Below are 20,841 nucleotides of genomic sequence, written 5' to 3'. Positions count from 1 at the left end.
TCATGGCACAGGACGTCGAACTCGCCATCCCCTGCCGACTGGTCACCCTCTCCCTGCTGCTCGGCCCCGAAGAGGGGCTCACCACCCTGGAGGACCTCGTTGCGAAGGCCATCGCGGCCGGCCGCACCACCGTCGAAGGACAGGCCGAACTGTTCGCCCTGCCGCGGCGCATCGTCCTGGACGTCGTGCACAGCCTGTGGCGCAAGGGCCACGTCATGGTCGACTTCACCAGCGGGAACCTGGAACTGACCGACGGTGCCCGCGAGATGATCACCTCGGACGGTTCGCTGCGCGACAGCGCCGTGCGGCAGGAACACCGGCAGTTCCTCTTCGAACCGGTCAGCGGCCGGGTCTTTCCCCCTGATGCCGGCACCCGCAGACCGTCCCCGGCCGGCCTCCACGTACCGCTGCACCAGGTCCTCAGCGAGACCGACCTGCCGGCCGCTGAGCTGCTGCGCGCCGTTCAGACCGCCATCCGCATCGACCGCCGCAGCCGGGGATTCCGGCAGAACGTCCTCGACGTCGGCTTCCGCAGCCCCGTGCTGCGGCCGGCGAGCGAGCTGCGCTGGCTGAGCGCCCATGCGCAGGTATTCGTCGACGACCCCACCGGTCGGATCTCGGTCCGGCTCCTGGACGAGCCGGGGTGGAACTCCCGGGCTCGCGAGCGGATGCGCCAGCACCTGGCCGACCTCGCGGAGCAGCAGCCCGACCTCGCGTTCGTACGCTCGCTGCGTGGCCGGGCCACCCACGAACTCGCCCCCTCCGAGGACGCTGAGACCCTGCTGCGGCGCATGGGTGAGTCCGTCGCCACGCTGTCCGGGGTCGAGCCCAACCAGGTCGAGGAACGACAAAGGGTCCTCGCGGACCTCTCCCGGCGACTGTCGGCACGGATCACCGAGATCACCCGGGCCAAGGCTGCCGTCACCGTCGTGACTCGTGCCGCCGGGCACCAGTGGGCAGTCGAGGAGCTGATCCAGCACGCCGCGAACCAACTGGTCTTCGCCGCTCCGAACATCGGCTATGCGGCACTCAGCGGACTCCTGCCACTGCTGCGCAAGGCATTGGAACGCGGCGTCCACCTGGTCTTCCTCTGGGGCCGCAGCGACAGCGACACCTTGCCCGACCGCGTGAAAACGGCCCTCTACGACCTCCAGGCCCGTCACCCCTCCCGAGTGCTGCTCGCCGACCGGAGCGCCAGGACCCAAGCATGCGTGGTCGTCCAGGACAACCGGCGGGCGTTCGTTGGGACGCACAGCCCGCTCGACGTGAACGCCGTCCGCGACGACCGGGGAGAAGTGGGCGTCCTCATCGAGAGCGCGACCCAGGACGGTCCGCAGGGTGTTCCGCAGTGCGTCACCGACCTGCTCATCTGGGCACGCAAGTCCTTCCCGTACTGGCAGCTCGGCCAGCGCATCCTGGTCCAGGACGACCACTTCGATCCCGTGCCGGAACAGCGCCGCGCCGAACCGGCCGCCGTCCCTCCGCCGGGTGAGGAGGAGGGTCAGGCCGCCGTCCTCCGCGAGGACGCGACCGCCCGTGTCCTGTGGGCCGAGAGCTGGGCGGAGCACCACGCCGTGCTGACGGACGTCCTGCACCGGGCCGATCAGGGCGACCCGGTCGTGGAGATCCTGGAGGACGGGGCCCCGCGGGACCTCGTCCAGCAGGCCCTCCAGAATGCGACCCGGCTCCTGCTGCTGGCCGACGACATCCAGGACGCCCAGGCCTTCGACGAACGGTTCGTGGCCTCACTCCGCGAGCGCGTCGACCGGGGCGTCGACGTGCAGGTGATCCGGCCGAGCGCAGGCGGCCAGAAGCGGCCCGTGGACCAGCCGGCGCTCAAGGAACTGCTCCGCCGAGGTCTGAAGATCCGTGACAAACGGGCCGGAGCGCGGGCCGCGGTCTGGGACGACGACGCGGTCCTCGGCAGCCTGCCGCTGCTCCGTGAACGCCGGCGCGCCCTGCCGCCGTCCGAGCGCACCAGCCACGTCGGCGTCCACATCCGTGGCGCGAACGCGGTCGGCCGGATCGCCGCGGAGCTGGGTATCACCCCCGTGAACGTCCCCGAGCCGACCACCCCTGCCGAGCTGGAGGGCCATACCAGAGGCACCACCGCCGTCGCGCTGTCCCTGCGGGTCGAGGCCCGCTCCGCGCGGGGCAGCACCCGGTACGCGGCGATCGTCGCCGAACGGCTGCGCCAGGTCGACGACCTTTGGGGCGTCCTGGACGTCTGGCACGGCACGGCCCCGCCCGAGGAACTGCGCCCGGTGGTCGCCGCGGCGCTCGTCCAGGAGCGCGAATCCCGTGGAGAGCACTGGTTTCGCTGGGCGGACTGGCTGATCGCCGACGCCTGGGACCGGCGCGCCTTCGTCGAGGCCTCGCTGCTGGGCCGGCTCCTGCGCGCCGACGAGAAGACGGTGCCGCCGGCCGCCTGCACCGCGGCCGCGGCGATCGAGACCGGCCCGCTGGGCACGGCACTGGAGCATGCGGCGCTGGAGCTCGCCGACTGCGAACCGGCCGCACAGGCTGTGGGCGCTGCGGCCGGCCTCGCCGAGACGCTGCTGCGCACCCTGCCGGGCGACGGACCGGCCGTGCTGGAGCTGCTCGGAGAGGCATTGCCGCCCTCCTGGCGGGAGCTGGCCGCGGCCGCCCTACGCTACCGGGCGGACGGTAACGGCGCACTCCCGCTGGCCCTGCTCATGTCCGAGCTGTCCCGGGTGACGGAGCTCGGCCAGACGGCCGAGCAGTGGAATCAACTCAGTTACAGGATCGGGCACTTGGAGCAGTTGCACCGCTTCACCTTCGACTCGGGCAAATTCCTGCACCGGGAGCTGTTCTCCAAGGACGGGATGCTGTCGTCGATCCGGATAGCAGCCGAGGTCGACACGGAGGAGTGCGTACGGATCCAGGCAGGCCTTCCCGCCAACGTCCGCCGCCACCTCGACCAGATCGTGGCCGACGGTGGGCGTCCCGAAATCCAGTGGGGCAACCAGCGCACGTTCCTGCACACGATTGAGGACATCGTGCGCCGCGCCAGGTCCCTCACCCCCCTGCCCAACGGGCCCGGCACCACCGCGGGAGCGGCGGCGGAGCTGGCGGGCTGCGCGGAGCTGGCCGAGCTGATCGCAGCCAGGTGGGACGCGCTGTTCAGTGACGCGGGCGGCCTCGGCCGCCCCTACGGGGCGCCCCTGCTGGCCCTGCTGGAACGGCTCGATCCGCTCGCCCAATGGCACAGGTCGCAGCGAAGCAGGAGGACCGAGGAACGATGACGGACGCCTACGAGTCACTGCGGTCCCTGCTCGCGGTGTGGCCGGGCAGGTTCCGCTTCCCCGAACTGCTGGTGGCACTCTCCGAAGGCCGCACGAAACCTCTGGAGGACCTGGCCGTCGCCGGCCTCACGGGGATCGCCGGGGACCACGACGAGTACCGGGCCTGCGCCAGGCTCATCTCCGACGGGGAGTTCCGGATCGCCGAGGAGATGCTCGCCGAGTGCCAGGCACTCGAAGGCGCACAGACCGACGATCTGCGCACCCGGCTCGGCCGGCGCCGGGCCGAGTGCCTGGAACTGGTCCTGGGCCGGGTCCAGCACCTCATGGACCGGGCAGTCGCGGCCGACGTGGACGCCGTACCCGAGCGGGAAGCACTCACCGCACTGTGCGCGCGATCGTGGCCGCAGGCGGACGAACGCCTGCGCGCCGATGAGGAGGCCCTGCAAGGCGTACTGGACGAGAAGCGGAGGGTGCTGCGCGGCAGATGCGAGGAGGCGGCCGCACAGGGCATGGAACCGGACACGCTCGGCGTGTGCGAGGAGCTGCTGAAGGCAGGGCAGCTGCGTCTGGTCGCACTGCTGCTGGCCAACGGAGCTTCACCCCGCCCGGGACCGGAGGCAGTCCCACCGCTTCGGGGCTGGGCATATGCCGGGGAAACCCCCTCCGAGGTCCTGAAATGGCATCTCGACGCGACCGTCCGACCCGTGAGTTTCGACCGCTGGCGGCCCACCGGCCCGGCGGGCAAGGAACTGCTTGAGGCCTACGCCGCGCTCGCCGACAGCAACGAGGCCACCGCGGCCCGGTTCTCCCGGGCGCTGACGGAGTTCCTCGGGGGCGGCGACCGCCCCCAGCCGCCGGTGCACCGCGTCGAGGGCGGGTACCTCACCGCGATCACCGGGGTGTTCACCGACGAGGAGACCGCACGGTTCTGGCCCACGGGCAGCGTCGAGCTCTTCGTCGCCGCTCCGGAGACCGAGCACCGGCCCGAGACGGACCTCGGCCGGCCCTACATCGCGGTGGGCTGGTCCTTGTGGGCGCAGACGCTCCCCGAGCGGACCCCTTGTGCCGTGCTCGACCTCGGCCACCTCGTCGAACTGGTCACCCTGCGTGCGCATGTTCCCGTGCAACTGCTCAGAGTGCTGGGGAGGCAGTGGCCGCTCGACGTGTTCACCGGCGGGTCCGCCGCCTCACTGGAGGCACTGCTCGGCACCGACCCCGGGCAGTGGTGGCACGTCCTGCGCTGGATGGTCGACCTCGCGGGGCTGGGGGACCTCACGACCGCCGACGCGTTGACGTTCCAGACCGGCCCCGATGCGGCGCTGCTCCATCTCTTCCTGGAGTTCCTGGCACGTCCGAAAGCCGGGTCGCAGGAGCGGGACGGGTATGCCGTCGTGCGGGACTGCGCCAGGAACCAGCCGTTCGCCCAGGCGGTCGAGCGCACGGTACTCGCCCCGATCGCGGATTCGGCAGCTTCCCAGGTCGCCTTCTGGGCCGCGCTGTCCGCCGCGGTGCCGGGGCAGCAGGTCACGTTCGAAGAGATCCTGCTGAGTGCTGCCTCGGTAGCGGGGGACGGCATGTTCGACGATGCCCACGAGACCGAGGTCCGGCATGGTCTGGCCCGGCTGGCAACCCTTCCGCTGGCCGAGCGGGCCGACGCCGACGAGGTCCGGTTGCACCGGTGCGGGGTCCTTCTCGTACTCGGGGGCGACGCCGACCGGAAACTGGAGCAGGCCGTCGCCCGCATGGCGGAGGAGGCCAGAGAGACAGGTGCCGACCCGAGCCGCGCCTTCCGGCTCGCGGACTGGCAGCTGTACCGCTATGCCCTACACCCCGGGCTGCGGCACTACGAGCAGATCGCCGACGGGCCCGGCACCACCGCCGAGGAACTGGAGGCCGCCGCCGAAGCCCTGACCGGCACCACGGACGAACTTTCCGCAAGCCTGTCGGCGGAGGGCGAGTCCGACGTCTCCGTGACGCTCCTGGAGATGAGGAACCCGTTCGCCATCCACTACCCCGAGGTGAAACTACAGGTCCACTCGCCGGACAACTGCCGGGTGAGCATTTCGGACGCTGGTCTCCAGCGGATCCTCTACGAGCTGCTCTCCAACGCGGCTGAGGCGTGTGCCGTGAACGGCGATGCGACCGTGCGGGCGACTGTCGCCCCACTGAGCGCGGAGTTCGCCATCGACATTCAGGACAATGGTCCGGGCCTGGCCTACTCGGAGGAGACCGAGCACTTCGTGTTCCGCAAGGGCGAGTCGACTCGCGGACCGAACCGGGGCACAGGTCTGTACATCGCCCGCCGACTGGCACGCGACGTGGACGGAGACCTCAATGTCCGGTCACGCGTTCTGGGGCATCCGGTACTCCAGGGTGCTCACTTCCGGCTGCTGCTCCCACGGGCTTGAGATGCTTGTGGCGAGCCGGTGTGGCCACTGCCCCCTCACCTCGGCGGAGCACCCGCGGTAGGTGCCGGGTGGGCCGGGGCCCGGATTTATTCGCTGGTGCCGTGCCTTGGGTCGAGGATATGGTCCTGTTCGTTCCGAGGCGCGGCTGTGTCCTGTGCCGGGGAACGGTGTTGTTCCGTTGAGAAGAAGCAGGAGGTGAGGACATTGATGACTGTCACGGAGACGGGCACTGCCCGCATTCAGGAGTTCGTCATCGTTTCCACCCCTGTGGCCTCCGGCTGACCTCACACCCAACGCACCGCCGCCGGGCGGGCGCTGCCGGGGCCACCCTTCGAAGGGTCCCCCTTGACTTCCCTCTCTTCCTCCTCCCGGTCCCTCACCTCCCTCGCCGCCCTCGGCTGGGACGAGGCCTGGGCCGCCGAGTTCGCCCCGTACGCCGCCCAGGGACTCGTCCCGGGCCGCGTCGTGCGGGTCGACCGAGGCCAGTGCGACGTGATGACCGAGGACGGCGTGATCCGTGCCGACACCGCGTTCGTCACCCCCCACGACCCGCTCCGGGTCATCTGCACGGGCGACTGGGCCGCCGTCGAGACGACCGGCAACCCGCGCTACGTGAAGGCGTACCTGCCGCGCCGGACCGCCTTCGTACGCTCCACCTCCTCGCAGCGGTCCGAGGGGCAGATCCTCGCCGCCAACGTCGACCACGCCGTCATCGCGGTCTCGCTCGCCGTCGAGCTCGACCTCGGCCGCATCGAGCGGTTCCTCGCGCTGGCCTGGGAGTCGGGCGCGCAGCCGCTGGTCGTCCTGACCAAGGCGGACCTCGTCCCCGACCCGGCCGCCCTGGCCTACCTGGTCCAGGACGTGGAGACCGCCGCCCCGGGCGTCCAGGTGCTCACCGTCTCCTCCCACACGGGGGAGGGCACCGACGTCCTCGCCGCGGTCGTCGCCGACGGCACGAGCGTGCTGCTCGGCATCTCCGGCGCGGGCAAGTCCACGCTGGCGAACGCGCTGCTCGGCGCCGACGTCATGGAGGTCCAGGAGACCCGCGAGGTCGACGGCAAGGGCCGCCACACCACCACCACCCGCAACCTGCTCGCCCTGCCGGGCGGGGGCGTCCTCATCGACACCCCGGGCCTGCGCGGCGTGGGGCTCTTCGACGCGGGAGCGGGGGTGGGGCAGGTGTTCTCGGAGATCGAGGAGTACGCGGAGCAGTGCCGCTTCCACGACTGCGCGCACGAGTCGGAGCCGGGGTGCGCGGTGCTGGCGGCGGTGGCCGAGGGGGCGCTCCCGGAGCGCCGCCTGGACAGCTACCGCAAGCTGCTGCGCGAGAACCAGCGGATCGTCGCCAAGACGGACGCCAGGCTGCGGGCGGAGCTCGCGCGGGACTGGCGTCTGAAGTCGGCGGAGGGCCGGGCCAACTACGCGGCGAAGCGCGGCCGCTGATCCCCTGGCCGGGGGGTGTGACACCGTGCGGGACCTCTGGCCGGGGCGGGGCCGGCCCCGTGCGGGGCCCCCGCCGGGGGTGCGTGGCGCGCCTGGCCGGGCCGTGCCGGTGCGTGCCCGTCGCGACCTGGGCTGGGTGTCCCGCTGCGCGGGGCCGGTTCCCCTACCCGCCCTTCGCCCGTTCCCCGGGGCTGCGCCCCGGACCCCCTGGGGGCTCCGCCCCCAGACCCCCGCGCCTCAAACGCCGGCGGGGCTGGAGGGTGCCGGCGGGGCTGGATTTGCCGCTGCGCGGCAATTCCAGCCCGCGCGGCGTTTGAGCGCACCGGGCGCGGAGCGCCGGTTTCTCAGCCTCGCCGGCGTTCGAGGCGCGGGGTCAGGGGCGGAGCCCCTGGGAACGGTGGAAGGGCGGGTAGGGGACCCAGCCCCGCGCAGCGGCCCAACCACCCGCAGACGACCCACCGGCCGCGGCCACGCGCACCGGCCCCGCCCCACAGGCCGCTGGACGGAGTCCGGCGCAGCGGGCCCGAAGCCCGCGAAGCGCCCCGGCGCCGAGCGGCGCGAGGACCGCGTCAAGGAGGGGACGGACGGAGTCCGGCGCAGCGGCGCGAAGCCGGGGAGGTCGCTCGCGGCCGAGCCCCGCGAGCGGCGCGTCAGGAATCGGCAAGGAGCGTGCCGAGCCACGCCGCCGTCACCGCGAGGCACGCGAACAGCTCCACCAGCACACTCGTCCCCACCGCCCGCATCACCGCCCGGACCGACGCCCACGCCTCCCCGTGCGTGCCCAGCCGGCGGCGTTCGCAAAGGTAGATGCCGCCCACGAACCCCGGCACCGCCCCCAGCACCGGCAGCAGGACGAAGCCCGCCACCGCGCCCGCGCCCGCGTACGCCGCCATCCGGCGGGTGACGCCGACGCCCCGCAGCCGTCTCGGCGGCAGCTGCCACTTCACCACCTGCACCACCAGCAGCAGGGCCGTCGAGGCGACCAGGACCGCCCACGCGGCCGCGGACCGCTCGTGCAGGGACCACCACAGCAGGGCCGCCCACACCAGCAGCGTCCCCGGCACCCCCGGGACCAGCACCCCCACCACCCCGAGCAGCAGCACCACCCCGACCAGGAGCAGCTGCGGCAGGTCCATGCGCCCAGCGTGACCGACCCCCGGCTATCGGGCCACCCAGCCCCGTTCGTACGCGTGCCAGCCCAGCTGGAGCCGGGTGGTCACGCCCGTCAGTTCCATCAGCCCCTTCACGCGCCGCTGCACCGTCCGCAGGCCGAGCTCCAGGTGCTTGGCCACGCTCGCGTCCGTCATCCCCGCCAGCAGCAGGGAGAGGATCTCCAGGTCGGTGGTGTCGGGGCCGCCGTCGCCCTCCTCCGGGTGGCCGGTGGCGCCGAGCCGCAGCGGGAGGGACTCCCGCCACACCGCCTCGAAGAGGCCCCGCAGCGATTCGAGCAGGCCCGACGCGTGTACCACGAGGGCCGCCGGCTCCGCCCCGCGGGCCGTCAGCGGGACCATGGCGAGGCTGCCGTCCGCGATCAGCAGGTGCGTGGGGACCGCCGCCGATACCCGGATGCGTTCACCGCGCGCCAGCGCGCTGGAGGCCTCCCGCATACCGGTCGGCAGGGTGAGCACCTCCCGCTCGATCACCACCCGGTACTCGACGCCCCGTACGGCCGCCCGGTCCCCGTCGTCGTCCTCCCGCGCTGACACCAGCGCGCAGACCTCCCGCGTGGCGCCCAGCCGGAGCTGCTGGAAGCGGTGGGCCACGGCGCTCGCGCCCGTCACCACCTCCACCAGGTCGTGCACCGCCGGTTCGGCCGCCTCCGCCCGGTACTCGCGCGCCAGCAGCGTGGCGGCCCGTTCCGCCCGTTCCAGTTCGTCGCGCTGCCGGGTCAGCAGGGCCCCGAGGGCGGCGCCGGGCGGCGCGGCCACCCAGCGGCCCGGATGGGCGGGGGAGCGGGCGGCCAGCCCCTGGCGTTCCAGGTGCCGCAGTGCCAGCTCGGTCTGCGCAGCCGGCAGCGTCAGCCGGTGCGCCAGGTCGGGCACCTCCGCCGCCCCCAGTGCCACCAGCGCCCGGTACGCCGTTTCCTGGCCCTCGTCCAGGCCTATCGCTCCCAGCAACCCGTCCACCCCCACTCCCCAGGGCCGCTCCCGGCGGGAAGCGGCCACGGCGCGAACCCGCCGCCGCCATCTTCGCCGCACGCCCCGCCGCTGCGCCAAGGAGGTCCCGCCCGGACCTCCCGGAGGGTCGATCGGACATGCCAATTCCGATGGTTCGTGCGGATGGTGGGGGAGCGTCCCACGGGGTGGCGGCCCGGTGGGCCCTTTTCCCGGATTCGGGGTTTTCCGCCGCCCGGTCGCGCCCAGAATGGGGGCATGAGTCAGCAGGGCGCGCAGGACTGGTGGCAGAAGCTGTACGAGGACCCCGACGCGGGCCCCGCCCCCGACCCGGGGGACACCCTGGACCAGCGCTTCCGCTCGGCGTCGGTCCTCGTGACGGATCCCTCCCCGCCCGGGCCGGACGCGTCCGGCCCTTCGCCGTCGGAGCCCGCACCCCCCGGGCCCTCCCTGCCCGGCCCGCGCCGGGAGCCGCCGGCGGGCGTGGCGCCCGCTGCGACGGGGACCCCGGCAGTGCCCCCGCCACCGCCCGGGTACCGGGCCGCCGCCCCGCCGGAACCGCCCGCGCCCCCCGTACCGCCCGCGCCGCCGGAGCCGCCCGCGCCGCCGGACCCGCGGGTGGCCGGGGAGACGGCGTACGCGCAGGGGAACGTGGCCGTGCCCGCGGCGCCACCCGCACCTCCCGCCCCGCCCCGCGAGCCGACCGGGCGGCCGGCGGTGCGGTACCTCGGCGACCGCGCCCCCACCTACGCCGCCGAGCCGGGGGCGCTGCCCGCCGCCGACCCGGCCGCGCTGGACTTCCTGACACCGGACACCGTCCTGGAGGGCGCCCGCTACGGGACGTACACCTTGCGGGCCGCCTCCCTGCGCGGGGACTCCGCCCGCTACCGGGGAGAGGCCCGGCGGGACTTCCTGCTCACCGCCCGCTTCGGCAGCGGTGACGAGGCCCTGGTCCTGGTGGTGCTGGCCGGCGGGGACCGGGCCGCCCCCGGCGCCCGGGAGGCCGCCGCCGAGCTGGGCCACCTCGTCGCGGCGGCCGTCGGGCGCAGCCGGGAGCGGCTCGCCGACGACATCCGGGCGGGCCGGCGCGAGGCCCTGCTGTCGGGGCTCCAGCGCCTCACCGACCGGGGCTACGGACGGCTGAGGGCCCGCGCCGCCGAGCTCGGGCTCGCGGAGGAGGCGTACACCGCCGGGCTGCGCGGGCTGCTGCTGCCGCTGGACCCGGACTGCCCCCACCGGATCTGCTTCGGCGCGGGCGCCGGCGGGGTGTTCCGGCTGCGCGGGGGCCGCTGGCAGGACCTGGAGGAGGACGGCGCCGCGCCCGGCGGCACCGGCTTCCGGTTCCGCGCCTCGGTGGCCCGGCCGGGTGACACCCTGCTGCTCTGCTCCGGCGGCCTCGCCGAGCCCATGCGGGAGGAGAGCCTGCTCCCGGCCGAGCTGTCCGCCCGCTGGTCGCAGGGGGAGCCGCCGGGCCTGGCGGCCTTCCTCGCCGACACCCAGCTCCGCCTCAAGGGCTACGCCGACGACCGGACGGCCGCCGCGCTCTGGGAGGCGTAACCGCGCGGGACGTGCGTGGATGGAAGGCGCACACGGCTCGCGGGGAACCGGAGAGGGCGTCCTTCCATGGCCAGGCAGAACGTGGCGGAGCAGTTCACGGACATCCTCGTGCGCGCGGGCGTGCGCCGGATGTACGGGGTCGTCGGCGACAGCCTGAACCCGGTCGTCGACGCGATCCGCCGCACGGGCGGCATCGAGTGGATCCAGGTCCGCCACGAGGAGACGGCCGCGTTCGCGGCGGGCGCCGAGGCCCAGATCACCGGCCGGCTCGCCGCCTGCGCGGGCTCCTGCGGCCCCGGCAACCTCCACCTGATCAACGGCCTCTACGACGCGCACCGCTCGATGGCCCCCGTCCTGGCCCTCGCCTCGCACATCCCCTCCGGCGAGATCGGGCTCGGCTACTTCCAGGAGACCCACCCCGACCAGCTGTTCCGCGAGTGCAGCCACTACAGCGAACTGATCTCCAACCCGGCGCAGATGCCCCGGCTGCTCCAGAGCGCCGTCCAGCACGCCATCGGCCGCGGCGGCGTCAGCGTCGTCGCGCTGCCCGGGGACATCGCCGCGCAGCCCGCCCCGGAGAAGGCGGTGCAGCACGCCCTGGTCACGGCCCGGCCGACCGTACGGCCCGGCGACGGGGAGATCGAGAAGCTGGTGCGGCTGATCGACGACGCCGACCGGGTCACGCTCTTCTGCGGCAGCGGCACCGCGGGCGCGCACGCCGAGGTCATGGAGTTCGCCGGCCGGGTCAAGGCCCCCGTCGGCCACGCGCTGCGCGGCAAGGAGTGGATCCAGTACGACAATCCGTACGACGTCGGCATGAGCGGCCTGCTGGGGTACGGCGCCGCCTACGAGGCCACGCACGAGTGCGATCTGCTCGTCCTGCTCGGCACGGACTTCCCGTACAACGCCTTCCTCCCCGACGACGTGAAGATCGTCCAGGTGGACATCCGCCCCGAACACCTCGGCCGCCGCTCGCAGCTGGACCTCGCGGTGTGGGGGGACGTGCGGGAGACCCTGCGCGCGCTGAACGCGCGGGTGCGGCCGAAGGAGGACCGCCGCTTCCTGGACCGGATGCTGAAGAAGCACGCGGACGCACTGGAGGGGGTGGTGAAGGCGTACACGCGCAAGGTCGAGAAGCACACGCCGATCCACCCCGAGTACGTGGCGTCCGTCCTCGACGAACTCGCCGACGAGGACGCGGTGTTCACCGTCGACACGGGCATGTGCAACGTGTGGGCGGCGCGCTATCTTTCCCCGAACGGCAAGCGGCGCATCATCGGCTCCTTCAGCCACGGTTCCATGGCCAACGCCCTCCCGCAGGCCATCGGCGCACAGTTCACGGACCGCCGCCGTCAAGTGGTGTCCATGTCCGGTGATGGCGGTTTCTCGATGCTGATGGGAGATTTCCTCACCCTGGTGCAGTACGACCTGCCCGTCAAAGTGGTTCTCTTCAACAACTCCTCCCTGGGCATGGTGGAGTTGGAAATGCTGGTTTCCGGCCTCCCCTCGTACGGGACGACGAACCGGAACCCGGACTTCGCCGCGATCGCCCGCGCGGCGGGCGCCTACGGGGTCCGGGTGGAGAAGCCCAAGCAGCTCACGGCCGCTTTGAAGGACGCGTTCCGGCACAAGGGACCGGCTCTGGTGGACGTGGTGACGGACCCCAACGCCTTGTCGATTCCACCGAAGATCAGTGCCGAGATGGTGACCGGATTCGCATTGTCCGCCAGCAAGATCGTGCTGGACGGAGGGGTCGGACGGATGATCCAGATGGCTCGATCCAACCTACGCAACGTGCCCAGGCCCTGAGCCCGAAGGAGTGCGGACCGTCGCCGGGGGCATGCATTCCGTAGACCTGTTCGAGACCACGGGCAGAGCGATACGGGGAGGTATGTCGCCGTGCGGGTGGGGGCGAGGACCGGGAAGACGTGGCGGACCGAGCGGCCGGTGGCGCGGGAGCCGTCGGCGGGCGCCGAGCAGGACCGCGCCGAGATGGCGCGCAGCGTGCGCAGGGCCGATCTGAAGGCGGTGGGCGAGGTCCGCCGGGCACTGCGGGAGCTGGTGCGGCACCGCTGCCGGGGCGAGACGGCCGAGGTGGCGGAGCTGCTGATCACCGAGGTGGTCACCAACGCCCTGGTCCACACCGACCAGGGGGCCGAGGTGTCCGCGACCGTCCGGGCCGGCAGGCTCAGGGTCGAGGTCCGCGACCACGCCGGGCGCCTGCCCCGGCCGCACGTACCGTCCGCCGACGACGGTACGCACGGCCGTGGACTGGTCCTGGTGCAGGCGCTGGCCGACGCCTGGGGCGTGGACCCGCTCGCGATGGGGCGCGGCAAGGTGGTCTGGTTCGAACTCGGGGCCCCGGCCGCGGCCGTGGCTCAGGCCTGAGCGTGCGGAGGCGGGGCGCCCAGGGGGTGCCCCGCCTCCGTCATCGTGCGGTCCGGTCAGCCGAACTGCTGCTCCAGGTCCTTCAGTTTGCGCTCCAGGGAGTCGAGCCGGGGGATCGTCTGGGTGTCGTCCTCGGCGGTGAGGTCCACCGTCCGGGACCCGGACGGATCAGGGGACTCGGTTCCGTTCACGGCCTGCAGGGAGGGCCTTCGTCGTAGGGGCAGCTGTCCCGTTTCCGATATGGCCGGCTCCGCGCCGACCGGCGCGGAGCCCGTCCCGGGGGTCAGCCCCGGCAGGTCGACCTGACGCGCCCGGGCCCGCCCGAACGCCCTGTGCTGCCGGCCCAGCGCCTTGATGCGGGCGCGGTCCAGGCGGTGCTGTTCCCGCCTGCGGTGCCGGTCCTGTTCGCGCTCCTTCTTGTCCTCGCGCACCTCGTCCACGGCCTCGTCGAGGGTGCGCACGCCCTCCAGCAGCATCAGGGACCAGGCGCCGAAGGTCTCGCGGGGTGCCCGCAGCCACCGGACCATGCGGATCTGCGGCAGCGGGCGCGGGATCAGGCCCTGTTCGCGCAGGGCCGCGCGGCGGGTCTGCTTGAGGGCCCGGTCGAAGAGCACCGCCGCCGAGAGCGACATCCCGGCGAAGAACTGCGGGGCGCCGTCGTGGCCCGTGCCCCGGGGGGCGTGGACCCAGTTGAACCAGGCGGCCGCCCCGGCGAAGAGCCAGACCAGCATCCGGGAGCCGAGGGCCGCGTCGCCGTGGCTGGCCTCGCGGACGGCGAGCACCGAGCAGAACATGGCGGCGCCGTCGAGGCCGAACGGGACCAGGTACTCCCAGCCCCCGGAGAGGTTCAGGTTCTGCCGGCCGAAGCCGACGAGCCCGTGGAAGGAGAGCGCGGCGGCCACCGCGGCGCAGCAGAAGAGCAGGACGTACGAGGCGGTCCCGTATACGGCTTCCTTGCGGCGCCGCCGTTCCTCGCTGCGTTCCCAGCTGTCGTCGGCCGTGGCCTTCTCGCCCTCACGCTTGCCCCGGGCCACCACCGCCACTGCCGCAAGCACGCCCAGGATCAACAGGCTGCCGGGCAGCAGCCAGTCCAGCGATATGTCGGTCAGTCTCATGCGGATGTCCCTTGCCTCGCGTATGCGGCTTTCCGGGCGCCATAGTGGCGCAGCCGGTCAGTGGTGCACGTGGGTTTCGGGGCAAGTGGACGCCATCGGGGGGCGGGTCCCGTCGGATAGGGTGTTGTGGGTCGAACTGACGCTCGTGTCTGTCGAGTTGAGTTCGATTTCACTTCATCCGCACGGGTGGGTTCAGCCGCCGGCCGCCGTGAGCCGGGTGACGCGGTCGGCGTCGCAGGTGCGCGGACAGGTCGTACAGGTGTCCTCCGGGCGGATCGTGTAGAAGAAGCAGCAGCTCGCCCGGTCCCGGGTGGTCAGCTCCGCCCCGCCGGGGCCGGCGAGGGTGCGGAAGCCGGCCGCCCCGGCGTACGGGGCGAGCGCGCCCGGCAGCAGCAGTTCCAGCTCGCGCACGGCCCGCCGCTCCTCGCCGAGCAGGCTCCCGAGGTACCAGAGCCCCTCGACGACCTCGTCGGCGGCCATCGCCCACAGGGCGCGGCGGCCGCGCCGCATCCGCGGGCCGAAACCTTCCAGCAGCGGTCCGAGGTGCTGGGCCACCGCTGCCCGCACCTCCTCGCGCAGGGCCTCCTCGCCGGAGACGACCCGCGCCCCGGGGAGGGCGGCCGCCGGGTCGTCCGGCAGGCAGGCGAACTCCTCGACGCGTACGGACATCAGCCCCCGGGTCCGGTGGAACGCCACCCGGTCCACGGGCAGCCGGGGCACCCGGCGGTCCAGGAACCACGGGACGGTGATCAGCAGGCAGGCCGGCCAGGCGTACCGGTGGAGGCCGAACCCGGCCACCACGTCGGGCCGCCCCCGGCGCCCGTAGTCCCGCAGCACCTGGGCCTCGTCCCACGCGAGGTGGGTGTCCAGCGCCGCCGCGCCCGCCGCGAGCTCGTGCGCGCCGACCCAGCCCACACCGCGAGGGAGGGGTTCGTGCGCGCCGCGCTCCTCGGCCCGCAGGCCCGGGTAGGCGGCCGCCAGGCGCTCGTACGCACGCGCCACCGGAGAGCCGGCCGGGGCGGGTGCGGACGGGAGCAGGACGGGAACAGCCGAGCCGGGCATGGCGGACCACCGAATCACGCGTCGTGAGGAAAGGTAAGCCTTACCTTAGCTGATCTCGGGGGGTGTGGGGAGCCCGGGGACGCCCGAGTTCCGCCTATCCTCGGAACCGGTCGAGACCCGGAGGAGGACCGAGTGCACGGAGCGGCCCACGCCCTGGTGTCGGACGAGCATGCCCCGCAGGGGCGGGAGCCCCTGATCCCGCCGCAGAAGGTGCTGCGGCATTCCGTGCGGGGACAGGTCCTCGACGCGCTGCGCGCCGCCCTCGTGGACGGGGAGCTGGTGCCGGGGGAGATCTACTCCGGCCCCGCGCTCGGCGAACGCTTCGGCGTGTCCGCCACCCCGGTCCGCGAGGCGATGCAGCAGCTCGCGCTGGAGGGCGCGGTGGAGTGCCTGCCCAACCGGGGCTTCCGGGTGCTGAGCCGCACCCCGCGCGGCCAGGCGGAGCTGTCCGAGGTCCGGGCGCTGATCGAGGTCCCGGTGATGCTCCGGCTGGCACGCTCCGTGCCGGCCGCGACCTGGGAGTCCCTGCGGCCGGCCGCCGTGGCCGCGGCGGAGGCCGCGGAGGAGGGCGACCTGCCGCGCTACGCGGAGGCCGACCGGGCCTTCCACCGGGCGGTGCTCTCCCTGTCGGGCAACGGCCAGCTGGTGCGGATCGCCGAGGAACTGCACCGGCGGGCGCAGTGGCCCCTGCCGGGTGCTCCGCGGGTTCGGCGGGGGGACCTCGTCGCCGATGCGGCGGAGCACTCGGCGCTGCTCGATGCGCTGGCCGCGCAGGATCTCGGGGCCGTGGAGTCCCTGGTCCGGGCCCACTTCGCCGGCGCGTAGCCGCTCCCGCTGGGGGTACCGCTGCGCGGGGCGAGGTCCCCGCCCCGCCCTTCGCCCGTTCCCCGGGGCTGCGCCCCGGACCCCCTGGGGGCTCCGCCCCCAGACCCCCGCGCCTCAAACGCCGGCGGGGCTGTCTTTAGCCCGTCCGGCGTTTGAGGACCGGGGTCAGGGGCGGAGCCCCTGGGAACGGTGGAAGGGCGGGTAGGGGACCGGCCCCGCAGGGAGTCGGCAGCACCCTGGGCATCGGCCGTCGGCCCGCGCCCGGACCACCGCCCCGCGGGGAGTCGGCTACGCCGCCGGGGCCAGTTGGTCCGCCAGCCAGGTCGGGATGCCGCCCAGGAGGTGGAACAGGCGGCGCGCCTCCGCGCGCAGCCGGGCGGCCTCCGGTTCCGGTTCGACCTCGGCCAGCGCCGCCAGCGCCGGCGCGGTGCCGACCAGGAACCCCAGGTCCTCCCGGATCCGCAGCGATTCCGCGAAGCCCTTGCGGGCCTCGGCGACCTCTCCGTCCCGCAGCGCCAGCGCGGCCAGGTGCCGCCAGGTGAACGACAGCAGCAGGGTGTCCCCGTGCGCCACCGCCCCCGCGTGCGCGCGGTCGTACGCCGGCCGGGCCGCCTGCGGGGCGTCCGCCAGGTGCTCGGCGACCAGGCCCCGCCGGAAGTCCAGCAGCGGGCGGGTCCGCGATCCCGGGGACAGCAGCGCCGCCGCGCGGCCCAGCGCCGAACGGGCCTCGTCCGCCCGGTCCCGTACGCCGAGCACGGTCGCCGCGTACGCCAGCTGGCCCCGCTCGCAGGCCGCCGCGCCCCGTTCGTCGTCGTCCCGGGCCACCGCCTCGGCCACCCGCAGCGCGTCCTCCGCGTCCGACCAGCCCTGGCCGGTGAACAGGCACCGCTCCACCAGGAGCGCGGTGCGCTGCACCGCCGCCCCCGCGTCGTGCGCGTGCGGCGTCAGCAGGGCCGCCGCGTCCGTCCAACAGCCGCGCGAGCGCAGCCGCCATATCGCCCGCTGGAGGGGGTCGTCGCCCCCAGTTGATCCCGCACCGGACATGGCGGTATCCGCCACATTGCCCTCCCCGAAGCAACCAAGCAGCACGTCGTTGAGCCCTGGGGCGAAATGAGAGCACGGATCGGCTGCCTCGGCCAAGGGGTCGGGTGAACTCTTTCACAAAGTCCGGACGGCTCGTCAGCCGCCCCTGCCCGGCCCCTTCGTGGGGAGTGCGCAGATGGGAGGGCCGGGGGTCAGCTCATCCGCAGCGCCAGGAAGAAGTCCAGCTTGTCCTCCAGGCGCGAAAGGTCGCGCGCCGTCAGCTGCTCGATTCGCCCGACCCGGTAGCGCAGCGTGTTGACGTGCAGGTGCAGCCGGGTCGCGCAGCGGGTCCAGGAGCCGTCGCAGTCCAGGAACGCCTCCAGGGTCGGGATGAGCTCCGCCCGGTGCCGGCGGTCGTAGTCCCGCAGCGGGTCCAGCAGCCGGGCCGTGAAGGCGCGGCGGACGTCGTCCGGCACGAACGGCAGCAGCAGCACGTGCGAGGCCAGCTCGTGGTGGCCGGCCGCGCAGACCCGTCCGGGGCGGGCCGCCGCGACCCGGCGGGCGTGCCGGGCCTCCTCCAGCGCCCCGCGCAGCCCCTCGGCGGAGTGCACGGCCGCGCTGACGCCCAGGGTGAGCCGGCCGTCGTCGGCCAGACCGGCCGCCAGCGGCTCGCGTACGGCCGCCAGGAGCGCGTCGGCGTGCAGGGCGGAGTCCGGGCCCCGGTCCTCGCCGGCGTCGCCGGAGAGCGCGGGCAGCGGCACGAGCGCGATCGCCTCGTCGCCGGCGTGGGCGACCGCGATCCGGTCGGAGGGCTCCGGCCCGGACATCGACGGGTCGACCAGGATCTCCTCCAGCAGCGACTGGGCCACCGGGCCGCCGGGGATGTCCCCGCCCTCCCAGTCCACCCGCGCCACCACGACCTGCCAGTGCGGGGCCGCGCCCAGGCCGGGCAGCAGCACCGGGGCCGCCACCCGCAGGCGGGCGGCGATCTCGGCGGGCGGGGCGCCCGTCTGGACCAGCTCCAGCACCTCCTGCGCCAGCCGGCGGCGCACCGTACGGGCCGCGTCGCGGCGGTCCCGCTCGACCGCGATCAGCTGGGTGACGCCCTGGAGCAGGTCCAGGCGTTCGGCGGGCCAGTCGCCGGCGTCCGCCTCGACGGCCAGCAGCCAGTCCGACAGGACGCTCTCGCGCACGTCACGGGTGGCCTGACCTGGGCCGCGACCGTGTCCCCTGATCGGGAAGAGGGAGTACGTAATACCCTGGATGGACATCCGGTGCGGGCCCCTGCGGCCCGTCCGGACCGCCGCGAGGTGTTCGCTCGCCAGCGTCGCGCAGATGCCCGGCGCCAGCGGCTCGCCCGCTCCGGCGATCTGCCGGCCGGTGGGGGAGAGCACCCAGGCCCGCAGATCGAGGTCCGTGGTGAGCAGATCCAGCACCACATCGGGTCCGCCGCCCGCGGGGCCCGAGGTCATCAGGCGCCGGTGGCGGTCCACGACCGCCGCGAGGTCGCCCGCGCGCTCCCCGGAGACCTGCCGCACCACGTACTCCGTGATGGTGGCGAATGCAACGTCCTCGTTCACCGCGAAGAGCGGGAGCCGGTTGCGCACGCAGGCCGAAACCAGGTCGTCCGGGATGTCTCCCAATTCCGCTTCGCCGGCCGCGAGGCCCGCCACCCCCGCGCTCGCGAGGATTCGTACGAATGGCTCGGAGTCGGCTGAATTTCTTCGCCAGGCGAGGCCGGTCAGGACAAGTTCTCCCCCGGTCAGATATCGGCTGGGATCCCTCAGGTCGGTCGTCATGACCCCGCGGACCGTCCGGTCGAGTTCTTCCTCGCCGCCCAGCAGCCGCAGCCCCAGCGCCTCGGTTTCCAGCAGTGCGCGCAGCCGCATGATGTCGCCGCCGATCTGTCTCGAATGTTGCCGTTGGAAATCGGGCAGGTCGTCGCATCCTGCCTTTCATACGAATCTACAAGACGAAGGAGGCCGCCAGCCAACTCCTTCATGGTTTCGGTGACTGCACCCGAGGGACGCCGGGCTTGTGTACTGGCTCCACACCGCGTTAACAGCACGTGAACGACCAGTCGAGGGCCTTCGGCCTCCTGGCTTGAAGTGAACGACCCGATTAAGAAGAAGAGAGCCGCACATGGACTTCCTTCGCCCCGCCAGCTGGGAGGAGGCACTCGCCGCCAAGGCCGAGTACCCCACAGCTGTGCCGATTGCGGGTGGCACCGACATCATGGTCGAGATCAACTTCGACCACCGCCGTCCGGAATACCTCCTGGACCTCAACCGCATCGAACTGCTGCGGGAGTGGGAGGTCGGCGAGGAGGTCACCAAGCTCGGCGCCTCCGTCCCGTACACCCAGATCATGGAGAACCTGCGCGCGACGCTGCCGGGTCTCGCGCTCGCCTCGCACACGGTCGCGTCCCCGCAGATCCGCAACCGCGGCGGCGTCGGCGGCAACCTCGGTTGCGCCTCGCCCGCCGGTGACTCCCACCCCGCCCTGCTCGCCGCCGACTGCCACGTCGAGGTCGAGTCGGTGCGCGGCTCCCGCCTGATCCCGATCGACGAGTTCTACACCGGCGTGAAGCGCAACGCGCTCGCCGCCGACGAGCTCATCAAGACGGTCCACATCAAGAACGCCACGGGCCCGCAGCAGTACTCCAAGGTCGGCACCCGCAACGCGATGGTCATCGCCGTCTGCGGCTTCGGCATCGCGCTGCACCCCGACACCCGCACCGTGCGTACGGGCATCGCCTCCGCGGCCCCCACCCCGATCCGGGCGAAGGCCGCCGAGGAGTTCCTGAACGCTGCGCTCGAAGAGGGCGGCTTCTGGGACAACGGCAAGGTCATCACCCCGTCGATCGCCAAGCAGTTCGGTGAGCTCGCGTCCGCCTCGTGCAACCCGATCGACGACGTCCGCGGCACGGCGAAGTACCGCCGCCACGCGGTCGGCATCCTTGCTCGCCGCCAGCTCGTCTGGACCTGGGAGCAGTACCGCGGCACCAACGGCCGCTCGCTTGAAGGGGCTGCGTAACCATGCGCGTCAATTTCACTGTCAACGGTCGTCCGCAGGAAGCCGACGACGTCTGGGAGGGCGAGTCCCTCCTCTACGTCCTGCGTGAGCGCCTGGGCCTGCCCGGTTCCAAGAACGCCTGTGAGCAGGGCGAGTGCGGATCCTGCACCGTCCGCCTCGACGGCGTGCCGGTCTGTTCCTGCCTGGTCGCGGCCGGTCAGGTCGAGGGCCGCGACGTCGTGACCGTCGAGGGCCTGGCGGACTTCGCCAAGCAGCGCGACGAGCACGGCCACGCCTGCGGCACCGGCGCGTGCGGCGGCGGCAAGGGCGTCTCCACGGACGAGGCCAAGCAGTGGTCCGCCAAGGGCACCGACTCCCAGACCGGTGAGGGCGGCGAGCTCTCCAACATCCAGCAGGCGTTCATCGACGCCGGCGCGGTCCAGTGCGGTTTCTGCACCCCGGGTCTGCTGGTCCAGGCCGACGCTCTCCTGGAGCAGAACGCCGACCCGTCCGACCAGGACATCCGTGAGGCCCTGTCCGGCAACCTCTGCCGCTGCACGGGCTACGAGAAGATCCTCGACGCGGTCCGCCTCGCGGCCGCCCGTCAGGGAGAGGCGGTCTGATC

15 protein-coding genes are annotated in these 20,841 nt (G+C 73.3%); 9 read left to right on the top strand and 6 right to left on the bottom strand.

Annotation, left to right across the window (positions count from 1 at the left end):
• Positions 1-2 precede the first annotated feature (2 nt).
• From OG553_RS05985 to rsgA, 3 genes are all read left to right on the top strand, one after another.
• Positions 3-3,266 carry a hypothetical protein gene (locus OG553_RS05985; protein ID WP_405977973.1) on the top strand — a complete coding sequence of 1,088 codons (3,264 nt, stop codon included), beginning with the start codon at positions 3-5 and terminating at the stop codon, positions 3,264-3,266.
• Positions 3,224-5,674: an ATP-binding protein gene (locus tag OG553_RS05980; RefSeq protein WP_405977972.1), complete on the top strand. Its 2,451-nt coding sequence runs from the start codon at positions 3,224-3,226 to the stop codon at positions 5,672-5,674. Before OG553_RS05985 ends, OG553_RS05980 begins: the two co-directional genes overlap by 43 nt.
• A gap of 345 nt (positions 5,675-6,019) precedes the next feature.
• On the top strand, positions 6,020-7,117 hold the full coding sequence (gene rsgA, locus OG553_RS05975; RefSeq protein ID WP_405977971.1) for a ribosome small subunit-dependent GTPase A: 1,098 nt from the start codon (positions 6,020-6,022) through the stop codon (positions 7,115-7,117).
• A 650-nt stretch (positions 7,118-7,767) separates the two neighbouring features.
• Here rsgA and OG553_RS05970 read toward each other — a convergent pair.
• On the bottom strand, positions 7,768-8,253 hold the full coding sequence (locus OG553_RS05970; protein ID WP_405977970.1) for a DUF456 domain-containing protein: 486 nt from the start codon (positions 8,251-8,253) through the stop codon (positions 7,768-7,770).
• Positions 8,254-8,277: 24 nt separating this feature from the next.
• The gene (locus tag OG553_RS05965) at positions 8,278-9,234 is read right to left on the bottom strand and encodes a helix-turn-helix domain-containing protein (RefSeq protein WP_405982973.1); all 957 of its coding nucleotides are present in this window, start codon (positions 9,232-9,234) and stop codon (positions 8,278-8,280) included.
• A gap of 255 nt (positions 9,235-9,489) precedes the next feature.
• Between OG553_RS05965 and OG553_RS05960 the strand changes: the two genes are divergently transcribed.
• From OG553_RS05960 to OG553_RS05950, 3 genes are all read left to right on the top strand, one after another.
• Positions 9,490-10,788, top strand: coding sequence for a protein phosphatase 2C domain-containing protein (locus OG553_RS05960; protein ID WP_405977969.1), 1,299 nt, complete (start codon positions 9,490-9,492; stop codon positions 10,786-10,788).
• Positions 10,789-10,854: 66 nt separating this feature from the next.
• Complete coding sequence (locus OG553_RS05955; protein ID WP_405977968.1) at positions 10,855-12,597, top strand: pyruvate dehydrogenase; 1,743 nt, start codon at positions 10,855-10,857, stop codon at positions 12,595-12,597.
• A 183-nt stretch (positions 12,598-12,780) separates the two neighbouring features.
• Complete coding sequence (locus tag OG553_RS05950) at positions 12,781-13,176, top strand: ATP-binding protein (RefSeq protein ID WP_405982972.1); 396 nt, start codon at positions 12,781-12,783, stop codon at positions 13,174-13,176.
• A 56-nt stretch (positions 13,177-13,232) separates the two neighbouring features.
• Here OG553_RS05950 and OG553_RS05945 read toward each other — a convergent pair whose 3' ends face one another.
• Both OG553_RS05945 and OG553_RS05940 read right to left on the bottom strand, forming a co-directional pair.
• Entirely contained in the window at positions 13,233-14,291 is a 1,059-nt protein-coding gene (locus OG553_RS05945; RefSeq protein WP_405977967.1) for a DUF2637 domain-containing protein, read from the bottom strand.
• Between the two features lie 192 nt (positions 14,292-14,483).
• The gene (locus tag OG553_RS05940; RefSeq protein WP_405977966.1) at positions 14,484-15,353 is read right to left on the bottom strand and encodes a (2Fe-2S)-binding protein; all 870 of its coding nucleotides are present in this window, start codon (positions 15,351-15,353) and stop codon (positions 14,484-14,486) included.
• A 132-nt stretch (positions 15,354-15,485) separates the two neighbouring features.
• Between OG553_RS05940 and OG553_RS05935 the strand changes: the two genes are divergently transcribed.
• Positions 15,486-16,178 carry a GntR family transcriptional regulator gene (locus OG553_RS05935; protein ID WP_405977965.1) on the top strand — a complete coding sequence of 231 codons (693 nt, stop codon included), beginning with the start codon at positions 15,486-15,488 and terminating at the stop codon, positions 16,176-16,178.
• A gap of 288 nt (positions 16,179-16,466) precedes the next feature.
• Here OG553_RS05935 and OG553_RS05930 read toward each other — a convergent pair whose 3' ends face one another.
• The gene (locus OG553_RS05930) at positions 16,467-17,222 is read right to left on the bottom strand and encodes a hypothetical protein (protein WP_405982971.1); all 756 of its coding nucleotides are present in this window, start codon (positions 17,220-17,222) and stop codon (positions 16,467-16,469) included.
• Between the two features lie 191 nt (positions 17,223-17,413).
• The gene (locus OG553_RS05925; RefSeq protein WP_405977964.1) at positions 17,414-19,090 is read right to left on the bottom strand and encodes a PucR family transcriptional regulator; all 1,677 of its coding nucleotides are present in this window, start codon (positions 19,088-19,090) and stop codon (positions 17,414-17,416) included.
• Between the two features lie 253 nt (positions 19,091-19,343).
• On the opposite strand from OG553_RS05925, the gene OG553_RS05920 reads away from it, so the two are divergent.
• Both OG553_RS05920 and OG553_RS05915 read left to right on the top strand, forming a co-directional pair.
• Positions 19,344-20,237 (top strand): xanthine dehydrogenase family protein subunit M, encoded by an 894-nt coding sequence (locus tag OG553_RS05920; protein WP_007267274.1) that lies wholly within the window; start codon positions 19,344-19,346, stop codon positions 20,235-20,237.
• Between the two features lie 2 nt (positions 20,238-20,239).
• Complete coding sequence (locus OG553_RS05915) at positions 20,240-20,839, top strand: (2Fe-2S)-binding protein (protein WP_007267275.1); 600 nt, start codon at positions 20,240-20,242, stop codon at positions 20,837-20,839.
• Positions 20,840-20,841 lie beyond the last annotated feature (2 nt).

The sequence above is a fragment of the Streptomyces sp. NBC_00158 genome, from assembly GCF_045160885.1.
Lineage (GTDB): Bacteria > Actinomycetota > Actinomycetes > Streptomycetales > Streptomycetaceae > Streptomyces.
Note: the sequence above shows the minus strand (reverse complement) of the source record. Positions and strands in the feature narration are given on the sequence as shown.

Coding starts and splice junctions, on each gene's coding strand:
- OG553_RS05970 (WP_405977970.1), bottom strand. CDS start 8,253: ATGGACCTGCCGCAGCTGCTCCTGGTCGGGGTGGTGCTGCTGCTCGGG.
- OG553_RS05925 (WP_405977964.1), bottom strand. CDS start 19,090: ATGCGGCTGCGCGCACTGCTGGAAACCGAGGCGCTGGGGCTGCGGCTG.
- OG553_RS05945 (WP_405977967.1), bottom strand. CDS start 14,291: ATGAGACTGACCGACATATCGCTGGACTGGCTGCTGCCCGGCAGCCTG.
- OG553_RS05920 (WP_007267274.1), top strand. CDS start 19,344: ATGGACTTCCTTCGCCCCGCCAGCTGGGAGGAGGCACTCGCCGCCAAG.
- OG553_RS05955 (WP_405977968.1), top strand. CDS start 10,855: ATGGCCAGGCAGAACGTGGCGGAGCAGTTCACGGACATCCTCGTGCGC.
- OG553_RS05940 (WP_405977966.1), bottom strand. CDS start 15,353: ATGCCCGGCTCGGCTGTTCCCGTCCTGCTCCCGTCCGCACCCGCCCCG.
- OG553_RS05950 (WP_405982972.1), top strand. CDS start 12,781: ATGGCGCGCAGCGTGCGCAGGGCCGATCTGAAGGCGGTGGGCGAGGTC.
- OG553_RS05980 (WP_405977972.1), top strand. CDS start 3,224: ATGGCACAGGTCGCAGCGAAGCAGGAGGACCGAGGAACGATGACGGAC.
- OG553_RS05930 (WP_405982971.1), bottom strand. CDS start 17,222: ATGTCCGGTGCGGGATCAACTGGGGGCGACGACCCCCTCCAGCGGGCG.
- OG553_RS05915 (WP_007267275.1), top strand. CDS start 20,240: ATGCGCGTCAATTTCACTGTCAACGGTCGTCCGCAGGAAGCCGACGAC.
- OG553_RS05985 (WP_405977973.1), top strand. CDS start 3: ATGGCACAGGACGTCGAACTCGCCATCCCCTGCCGACTGGTCACCCTC.
- OG553_RS05960 (WP_405977969.1), top strand. CDS start 9,490: ATGAGTCAGCAGGGCGCGCAGGACTGGTGGCAGAAGCTGTACGAGGAC.